General features: G+C 60.3%; 6 protein-coding genes. 2 read left to right on the forward strand and 4 right to left on the reverse strand.

The genetic code is table 11. The features are described from left to right. The 4 genes from J4E53_RS29375 to J4E53_RS29390 form a co-directional block, all read right to left on the reverse strand. The coding region (locus J4E53_RS29375; RefSeq protein WP_207268257.1) for an ATP-binding cassette domain-containing protein at positions 1-591 on the reverse strand (591 nt) is incomplete at its 3' end. A gap of 535 nt (positions 592-1,126) precedes the next feature. After that, the gene (locus J4E53_RS29380; protein WP_103311253.1) at positions 1,127-1,708 is read right to left on the reverse strand and encodes a YigZ family protein; all 582 of its coding nucleotides are present in this window, start codon (positions 1,706-1,708) and stop codon (positions 1,127-1,129) included. Between the two features lie 7 nt (positions 1,709-1,715). Further along, the gene (locus J4E53_RS29385; protein ID WP_060739307.1) at positions 1,716-2,366 is read right to left on the reverse strand and encodes a TetR/AcrR family transcriptional regulator; all 651 of its coding nucleotides are present in this window, start codon (positions 2,364-2,366) and stop codon (positions 1,716-1,718) included. Positions 2,367-2,587: 221 nt separating this feature from the next. Further along, positions 2,588-3,508, reverse strand: a complete 921-nt coding sequence (locus J4E53_RS29390) for a LysR family transcriptional regulator (RefSeq protein ID WP_103311252.1) — start codon at positions 3,506-3,508, stop codon at positions 2,588-2,590. A 123-nt stretch (positions 3,509-3,631) separates the two neighbouring features. Between J4E53_RS29390 and J4E53_RS29395 the strand changes: the two genes are divergently transcribed. After that, complete coding sequence (locus J4E53_RS29395) at positions 3,632-4,981, forward strand: aspartate aminotransferase family protein (protein WP_060739305.1); 1,350 nt, start codon at positions 3,632-3,634, stop codon at positions 4,979-4,981. A 72-nt stretch (positions 4,982-5,053) separates the two neighbouring features. Further along, positions 5,054-6,522: CoA-acylating methylmalonate-semialdehyde dehydrogenase (locus tag J4E53_RS29400; protein WP_207268258.1), on the forward strand; the 1,469-nt coding region annotated here is incomplete at its 3' end.

Consider the following 6,522-nt stretch of genomic DNA (forward strand, 5'->3'; position numbering starts at 1 on the left):
AAACAAAATGCTGCAGCCCTCGCTCGCCAGGCGACGCAGGGTCACGAACAACTCTTCGGCTTCCACGGGCGTGAGCACCGAGGTCGGCTCATCAAGAATCAACAACCGAATGTCCTGCATCAGGCAGCGAATGATCTCTACCCGCTGGCGCTCGCCAATCGACAGGCTGTGAACCAGCCGCTGCGGTTCCAGCGCCATGCCGTAGCGGCGGGACACTTCGCGAATCCGGGGTTCCAGCTGTGCTGGCGAACCGGCCGTAGCGCCCATTGCCAGGGCAATGTTCTGCGCAACGGTGAGGGTTTCGAACAGCGAGAAATGCTGGAACACCATGCCGATGCCCAGGCTGCGAGCCTGGGCCGGGTTACGCAGGTTGACGCGCTGGCCTTGCCAGATCACTTCACCCGAATCGGCAGGGGTGACGCCGTAGATAATCTTCATCAGGGTGCTTTTGCCCGCACCGTTTTCGCCGAGCAGGGCGTGGATTTCGCCGGGTTGGATGCTCAGGTCGATGGCGTCGTTGGCCAGGCAACCGGGGTAGCGTTTGCTGATCTTGCGCAGTTGCAGGCGCGCGATGGAGTCGGGGTTGGACATGACAGGTTCGGGCCGATGGACAGGAATGCCTGTGGATAAAGCAATTTCCTGGCCATAAGGTCAGGAAAATACCTTGGCCCCGCCGCCAAGGCCCTCTGCGTATGGCCTGGATACCTGCAACAGGAAAATTCTGCACCGGGTTGGAGCGCGCATGTTTTATGCAGGCATCGGTTTGCCCTGAAATGGGTGGTTAAAAATTGAACAAACGACCGCGAGCCGTGACCTTCTTGGGGCGGGAGGAGCCATGAACGGGTTATCCACAGGTTGCTCCACAGTTATTGTGCGCAAGCTGGACAGTCGGGCATAAGCACTGCGAGGCTTTCTTCTAAAGGTGATAACCCCCTGCAAGCACTTGTTTTGCAGATGGATTTGTCGATTGGGCAGGACTTTGGACGAAAAATGAGCAACCCTCTGAAACCCGCATGACAGAAGGGTTACAGAGGAATGTGCTCAGGTTATCCACAGTCGGGTGCACAGTGGATGTGGGCAAGTTGAACGATTGCGCGATGCTCTGAAAGGTTGCATGCCTGCGAACTCAGCGTTCCAACAGGATCCGTCCTCGGCTCAGGTCGGCCAATTGCGTTTGCAAGGTGTCGATGTGAGCTTCACCCACGGCCAATTGCAGGTCTACGCCATTGGCGGTGAAGCGTTCTTCATTCACCAGCCCGCCACACTCGGCGACGCGCAGTTTCACCAGGGGCAGTTCGGCGAACCCGCAGCTACAGTGCAGCGGCACACGGCTGATGAGTTCGATTTTTTCGGCGTTTTGCAGGCATTTGTTCGCGCCGCCGCCGTAAGCCCGGGCGAGTCCCCCCGTGCCCAGTTGAATTCCGCCGTACCAGCGAATCACCAGCACCACGACTTGATCGCAGGCCTGGGCTTCGATCGCGGCCAGGATCGGCCGCCCGGCGGTGCCACCTGGTTCGCCATCGTCGTTGCTGCGGTACTGGTCGCCGAGTTTCCAGGCCCAGCAATTGTGCGTGGCATCCAGGTCGCTGTGCTGCTCGATGAACGCTTGGGCATCGGCGGGGCTGGTGATGGGCGCGGCGAAGGTGATGAAGCGGCTTTTGCGAATTTCTTCGCGGTACTCGCAAAAACCGGCAAGGGTAAAGGGCATGGCGATCTTAAAGAGTGGGTGTCAGGCCGCAGCCCTTGAGAATGATGCGGATCAGGTTGTCACCCGCGTCGATCATGTCCTGCTTGGTCAACTTGCTGCGACCGGTCACGCGACAGATCTGGGTGGCGAAGTCGGCGTAATGCTGGGTGCTGCCCCACAACAGGAAAATAAGGTGCACCGGATCGATCGGGTCCATCTTGCCGGCGTCGATCCAGGCCTGGAACACGGCCGCCCGACCATTGAACCAGGCGCGATAATCCTGGTTGAAATACTCGGTCAGGCATTCGCCACCGCTGATCACTTCCATGGCAAACAACCTCGATGCCTGGGGTTGGCGACGAGAGAACTCCATTTTGGCGCGGATATAGCGGGTCAAGGCTTCGGCCGGATCATCCTCGGCGGTGAGGGTATTGAAGGTGCTATCCCACAATTCGATGATGTTGCTCAACACCGCCACGTACAAGCCGAGTTTATTGGTGAAGTAATAATGCAGGTTCGCCTTGGGCAGCCCAGCCTTGAGGGCGATGGCATTCATGCTGGTACCTTTGAACCCGTGGCGAGCGAATTCATCTTCGGCAGCCTTGAGGATCGTCTCTTCGTTCTTTTGACGAATGCGACTGGTGGGCTTGCCACTGTGGGCTGGGACTTCAAAGGTCATGGGCGTTTCCGGGCTGGTCTGTGGGCAAGCAAATGCGTTGATAGCGCACCGGCATCAATCCGACAAGTGCCATCACACTAAAAAGACCTCCGCCGATGACCAGGCCAACCTCGACCAATGTGGGAGCGAGCTTGCTCGCGATAGCGGTTAGTCAGTCAATGGTGATGTGGATGACCTATCGCTATCGCGAGCAAGCTCGCTCCCACAAGGGGCAAATGGGATCAGCGGGTTGCCGCCAGGCTCTCGAGGAAATTCTCCAGCACCAGATGAGGCCGGCGACCCTTGCGCGTCACCGACGCCAGGCTCAAGTCATAGAACCGTGCCGCGGGTTTCAAGGCCCGCAACCGACCTTGCTGGACCCAGAGGTTGGCGTAGTGATCAGGCAGGTAACCGATGTAGCGCCCGGTGAGAATCAGGAACGCCATGCCTTCGCGGTCCGATGCACTCGCGGTGCAATTGAGCGCCTGGTAGTGGGCCTGGATCTCGGCCGGCAGACGGAACGTGGGGGCGATGGCGTCCTGGCTGTTGAGGCGAGTGTCTTCAAGCTGTTGGTCATCGACATAAAACAGCGGATGCCCGACCGCGCAGTACAGCAGCGACCGCTCGCTGTACAGCGGTTGATATTCCAGTCCGGACAGGGCACTGGCCTGGGGGACCACGCCGACATGCAAGCGCCCGTCGAGCACGCCTTGCTCGACTTCGTTGGGGGCGATCATGCGAATCTGGATCTGCACGTCGGGCCCGCGCTCTTTCAATTGCGCCAGGGCGTGGGTGATGCGCATGTGGGGCAGGGTGACCAGATTGTCGGTCAGGCCAATGGTCAACTCGCCGCGCAAGTGCTGGTGCAGGCCGTTGACCTCAGTGCGAAAACTTTCCAGTGCGCTCAATAGCTGCAACGCCGACTGATACACCTCGCGGCCTTCCTCGGTCAGGGAAAACCCTGCGCGCCCGCGTTGGCACAGACGCAAACCGAGGCGTTGTTCGAGATCGCTCATCTGCTGGCTGATGGCCGAGCGGCCGATGCCCAGCACCGTTTCCGCGGCGGAAAACCCACCACATTCCACGACGCTGCGGAAAATGCGTAGCAGGCGGATATCAAAGTCGCTGACCTGGGCCAGTGGATCGGGACGACGCGCGCTCATAGTTTAGTGATCCGCCGACTGAAGGTTACAAAAGTTGCATTTCATCGACTTTATCGCCGTGGCAACTTAGCTGCAAGAACGCTTTCGATTCCCTGTCGCTTATGACCTGCGAGGTTTTTGTCGATGAACATGCCCGAACACGCTGCCGGTTCCCTGGCCAGCCAGCTCAAGCTCGATGCCCACTGGATGCCTTACACCGCCAACCGTAATTTCCAGCGCGATCCGCGCCTGATCGTCGCCGCCGAAGGCAGTTGGTTGGTGGATGACAAGGGGCGCAAGGTGTACGACTCGCTGTCGGGGCTGTGGACATGCGGCGCCGGGCACACCCGCAAGGAAATCCAGGAAGCGGTCGCCAAGCAACTGGGCACCCTCGATTACTCGCCGGGGTTCCAGTACGGTCATCCGCTGTCGTTCCAGTTGGCGGAGAAAATCACCAGCCTGACCCCGGGCAATCTCAATCACGTGTTCTTCACCGATTCCGGCTCCGAGTGCGCCGATACCGCGGTGAAGATGGTCCGCGCCTACTGGCGTCTCAAGGGCCAGGCGACCAAGACCAAGATGATCGGCCGTGCCCGTGGCTATCACGGGGTGAACATCGCCGGTACCAGCCTCGGCGGCGTCAGCGGCAACCGCAAGTTGTTCGGCCAGGCGATGATGGATGTCGATCACTTGCCCCACACCTTGCTGGCCAGCAACGCCTATTCCCGTGGCATGCCGAAAGAGGGTGGCATCGCCTTGGCCGATGAGCTGCTGAAACTGATCGAACTGCACGATGCATCCAACATTGCCGCAGTGTTCGTCGAACCGATGGCTGGCTCGGCCGGCGTGCTGGTGCCGCCTGAGGGGTACCTCAAGCGCCTGCGGGAAATCTGCGACCAGCACAGCATTCTCTTGGTGTTCGACGAAGTGATCACCGGTTTCGGTCGCACCGGTTCGATGTTCGGTGCCGACAGCTTTGGCGTAACCCCGGACCTGATGTGCATCGCCAAGCAAGTCACCAATGGCGCGATCCCCATGGGCGCGGTGATTGCCAGCAGCGAGATCTACCAGACGTTCATGAACCAGCCGACGCCTGAGTACGCGGTGGAGTTCCCCCACGGCTACACCTATTCGGCGCACCCGGTGGCTTGCGCGGCTGGCCTGGCGGCGCTGGACCTGCTGCAAAAGGAAAACCTGGTGCAGAGCGTGGCCGAGATCGCCCCGCATTTCGAGAATGCGCTGCACGGTTTGAAGGGCGCGAAGAACGTCATCGACATTCGCAACTATGGCCTGGCCGGCGCGATCCAGATCGCCGGGCGCGATGGCGATGCCATCGTGCGTCCGTTCGAGGCCGGCATGGCGTTGTGGAAAGCCGGGTTCTATGTGCGGTTCGGCGGCGACACCCTGCAATTCGGGCCTACGTTCAACAGCAAGCCGCAGGACCTGGATCGCCTGTTCGACGCCGTCGGTGAAGTGCTGAACAAGCTCGACTGATGCGTCCCTCTCTATAGCTTTCGATAACGGGCGTCCGGTCACGGGCGCCTGTGGATAATTCCGGAGTCCCCCATGAGCCTCATCCCGCATTTGATCAATGGCGAACTGCTGAGCGACAGTGCTCGCACCGCCGATGTGTTCAACCCGTCCACTGGCCAGGCCATCCATAAGGTGCCGTTGGCTGATCGCGCGACCATCCAGCAGGCTATCGACGCCGCCAAGGCGGCTTTCCCGGCCTGGCGCAATACGCCGGCGGCCAAGCGTGCGCAGGTCATGTTCCGTTTCAAGCAATTGCTGGAGCAAAACGAGGCGCGCATCGCCCAGTTGATCAGCGAAGAACACGGCAAGACCTTGGAAGACGCGGCCGGTGAACTCAAGCGCGGTATCGAGAACGTCGAGTTTGCCTGTGCAGCGCCAGAAATCCTGAAAGGCGAATACAGCCGTAACGTAGGACCGAACATCGACGCCTGGTCAGACTTTCAACCCTTGGGCGTGGTGGCGGGCATCACACCGTTCAACTTCCCGGCGATGGTTCCGTTGTGGATGTATCCGCTGGCGATCGTCTGCGGTAACTGCTTCATTCTCAAACCGTCCGAGCGCGACCCGAGTTCGACGTTGCTGATCGCCCAGTTGCTGTTGGAAGCCGGTTTGCCCAAGGGCGTCTTGAGCGTGGTCCATGGCGACAAGGCCGCGGTGGACGCGCTGATCGAAGCGCCGGAAGTGAAGGCGCTGAGTTTTGTCGGTTCGACGCCGATTGCCGAATACATCTATGCCGAGGGCACTCGACGTGGCAAACGCGTCCAGGCACTGGGCGGGGCGAAGAACCATGCGGTGCTGATGCCGGATGCCGACTTGGACAATGCCGTCAGCGCGCTGATGGGCGCGGCGTACGGTTCGTGCGGCGAGCGTTGCATGGCGATTTCGGTGGCGGTGTGTGTCGGCGACCAGGTGGCGGATGCACTGGTGTCCAAGCTGGTGCCGCAGATCAAGGCGCTGAAGATCGGCGCCGGCACGTCTTGCGGGCTGGACATGGGGCCGTTGGTGACCGGTCAGCACCGGGACAAGGTCAGTGGCTATATAGAAGAAGGTGTGACGGCGGGTGCCTCGCTGATTGTCGATGGTCGCGGCTTGAGTGTGGCTGGGCATGAGGAGGGCTTCTTCCTCGGTGGCTGCCTGTTCGATCGTGTGACCCCCGAGATGCGCATCTATAAGGAAGAGATCTTTGGGCCGGTGCTGTGCATCGTCCGGGTCAACAGCCTGGAAGAGGCGATGCAACTGATCAATGATCACGAGTATGGCAACGGCACCTGCATCTTCACCCGCGATGGCGAGGCGGCGCGGTTGTTCTGCGACGAGATCGAAGTCGGCATGGTGGGGGTCAACGTTCCATTGCCCGTGCCTGTGGCCTATCACAGCTTTGGCGGTTGGAAGCGTTCGCTGTTCGGCGACCTGCACGCCTATGGCCCGGACGGTGTACGTTTCTATACCCGTCGCAAGGCGATTACCCAGCGCTGGCCGCAGCGTGCTAGCCATGAGGCTTC

Origin of the sequence: Pseudomonas sp. FW305-28 (assembly GCF_017351395.1) — a bacterium.
Taxonomy (GTDB): domain Bacteria; phylum Pseudomonadota; class Gammaproteobacteria; order Pseudomonadales; family Pseudomonadaceae; genus Aquipseudomonas; species Aquipseudomonas fluorescens_AA.

What these genes read in the sequence shown, in the direction of transcription:
- J4E53_RS29390 (WP_103311252.1), bottom strand. Translation starts at nt 3,508, where the DNA reads ATGAGCGCGCGTCGTCCCGATCCACTGGCCCAGGTCAGCGACTTTGAT.
- J4E53_RS29395 (WP_060739305.1), top strand. Translation starts at nt 3,632, where the DNA reads ATGAACATGCCCGAACACGCTGCCGGTTCCCTGGCCAGCCAGCTCAAG.
- J4E53_RS29380 (WP_103311253.1), bottom strand. Translation starts at nt 1,708, where the DNA reads ATGCCCTTTACCCTTGCCGGTTTTTGCGAGTACCGCGAAGAAATTCGC.
- J4E53_RS29385 (WP_060739307.1), bottom strand. Translation starts at nt 2,366, where the DNA reads ATGACCTTTGAAGTCCCAGCCCACAGTGGCAAGCCCACCAGTCGCATT.